The sequence below is a fragment of the Flavobacterium sp. genome (assembly GCF_031363805.1).
Taxonomy (GTDB): domain Bacteria; phylum Bacteroidota; class Bacteroidia; order Flavobacteriales; family Flavobacteriaceae; genus Flavobacterium.
Genome location: NZ_JANLVD010000102.1, coordinates 1 through 2,438, shown reverse-complemented (window position 1 = coordinate 2,438; position 2,438 = coordinate 1). Strand labels below are relative to the sequence as shown.

General features: G+C 32.2%; 2 protein-coding genes. Both read right to left on the bottom strand.

The features are described 5' to 3' along the window. Positions 1 to 105: 105 nt before the first annotated feature. Positions 106 to 915, bottom strand: a complete 810-nt coding sequence (locus tag RMN92_RS06170; protein ID WP_309608593.1) for a DUF4349 domain-containing protein — start codon at positions 913 to 915, stop codon at positions 106 to 108. Between the two features lie 106 nt (positions 916 to 1,021). Then, positions 1,022 to 2,137: a hypothetical protein gene (locus RMN92_RS06165; protein WP_309608592.1), complete on the bottom strand. Its 1,116-nt coding sequence runs from the start codon at positions 2,135 to 2,137 to the stop codon at positions 1,022 to 1,024. Positions 2,138 to 2,438 lie beyond the last annotated feature (301 nt).

Here is a 2,438-nt window from a genome sequence, read left to right as displayed (position 1 = left end):
TACCTTGTTTTTCTCTAACTTTCTTATAATACAACTTACAAGATTCTTCATCTGGAAAGTGTTCAGCAAATTTTAAAATTGTCATTTTTTATCAAATATAACGATTTATTTAAAATTGTGGTAAATAAACCGAGATACAATTATTGTAATAATAAGATAAGGCCAGATACTAATTAATCCCAAAATAAATCCAGACAATGAGTTGAAACCAGATTTGATTTCGTTCCAGATTTTTGAACCAAACGATGCTGTGGCTCCGCTTTGTGAAGCATCGTTGGTATACATTTCTATGGTCACGGTACTCATAGAAATTTGATTTTTCAAATACCGAAATTGACCTTCTTTGGCTTCAATTTCTTCCCGAATTTGAGCTAGTTTGGCTTCAATTTCTATAATTTCAGAAACTTTATTGGCTTTTTGGAGTAATTGTAAATACCTTTTTTCCAGAGTTTTTTTGGAATTCATTCTCGATTCCAAATCAATATATTGTTCGGTCACATCTTGTGAGGAAATTTCTTTTCGGTCAAAATGATTTACACCTTTGCTAATTTCATCCAAAAATGCTATAAAATTGGTATTTGGAATTCTAATAGTCAAGTTTCTGAAAGCCGAAGCATAATCTTTGCCAGAAGCATCATTTTGCAATGTTCCTTTGTGTTTGACAATGGCTTTTTGAATATTTTGATATGATTCGTTTAAATCGTTGGTTTCAAATCGCAAATTGCTGGTTCTAATAACTTGTGTTTCTGTTGCCTTGGGTTCTGGTGGCATTTCTAAATCCATTGTATTTTCAGCTACCATTTCTGGCGCTGCTTCAACTTTGGACAATACAATCTTAGAATCTGCTGTAGCTACAGCATCTTTACAACCAAAAACCATAAATAAAACACAAATACTAAAGAAAATATTTTTCATAATTTTACTATTTAGTTAGAAACATCAAATTAAGAAAATTAGTATCAAAAAGTCAGCCAAAAATAATTATTCTATCAACAATTATCGAAAACGTACAATCAAAAATTTAATTTTGGCAATTACCCACTTCTTTCAATCGAATGGTAAGTTTGTTTAAATCGACATCAACTTTTGTTTTTGTGCCCGATTCTCCGCCCCAAGCGGTATCGCCAGTAAAAGCGAAACGTTTGACAAATTCGCCTGAGCCTTGTTGAAAAAAGTCAATTTCATAGTTTGAATCTGTATAACTTTGAGAAGAGGAACTATCTGTTACAATACTCAAAATTTTTCTGTTGGAAGGCGCTGTATACAGTGTAAAAATATTAAAACCTTCTGCTTTGGTATTATCCCAAGCAGTTTCTTGTGCTTTCATATAAACACGAACTTTAACGCTGTTGCCTTCAATAAAAGCATTCACATCACAATCTACTCTTGGACCATGTCCAAAGAAATCGCCATCTCCAGAAATGTGTGGTGGTGTAAAAGTTAAAGTCGATGTCGGAATAACATAATCTTCAACACTGCAATTCGGAATCTGCGGCTGAATAACTGTTATAGAGGATAATTCCTGATTGTTATATTCCAAAGAAATTTTATCGCTTTGACTGTTTAATTGGACACCATTATTACCCAAATTAAGTACAATTTGATAATGAGTCAATCTGTTTATATATTGCGTAACATCTGACTTTTGTCCGTTTGAATACAAAAATAATTTTAAATTGGGTTGGTTGTCAAAATCATAACCAGTAATGTCTATTTTGTCTCTTCTGTCTGGTGTTAATGACATTTTTATTTCCGAAGGAATAACTTGGCAAAAAACTGGTGTTCTTTCTGGAATGGATTGATTTAATAATTTTGCCTTAATTCGTTGTAGTCCTTGTATGACGCGGGTTCCTAAAAAATCTGTATTGCAACGTAGTTCGATTCCTGTGGCAGCAATTGTTCTGTTGGCCAATTGTTGTACTTCTGTTCTAACGGTGCTTTGGGCATCGCCAACCAATTTATTTTCTAAATTTTGCAAAGTGGTTTGCCAACTACTAGATTGGGTTGAAATTTCTCCAATAGCATCGTCAATCAAATTTTCGGTTTTATTTAAGGTGTCTGGCAAATTTTCTAAAGTTTTTAATACAGAACATCCAGTAAATAATGTAATCAAAATGAGGTAAATTATAGTTTTCATAGCCAAAGTGTTTAATTATTTGTTGGTACAAATATTTAGCTATTATTTATTTTTATTTCGGGGAAAAACCCTGATTTTGTTCCGTATTTCGACCCTTTATGAACTATGAACAATAAAAAAGCAACTTAAAAAGCTGCTTTTGTCATTTTAAATTTTTTTTGAATTGGAAGGTTAAAGATTAGGTAACTGGCGCTACTACATCTTTTTTTCTAAAGTTAATTGTGGTTTCTTCAACATAAGAGAAACCGCCTAAAATTTGAAGCTCAAACAAAGCCTTTTTGCTTTTCATTCTGTTTTCCAT

Excerpts from the sequence above, each read along its gene's own strand:
- RMN92_RS06170 (WP_309608593.1), bottom strand. The coding sequence starts at position 915 with ATGAAAAATATTTTCTTTAGTATTTGTGTTTTATTTATGGTTTTTGGT.
- RMN92_RS06165 (WP_309608592.1), bottom strand. The coding sequence starts at position 2,137 with ATGAAAACTATAATTTACCTCATTTTGATTACATTATTTACTGGATGT.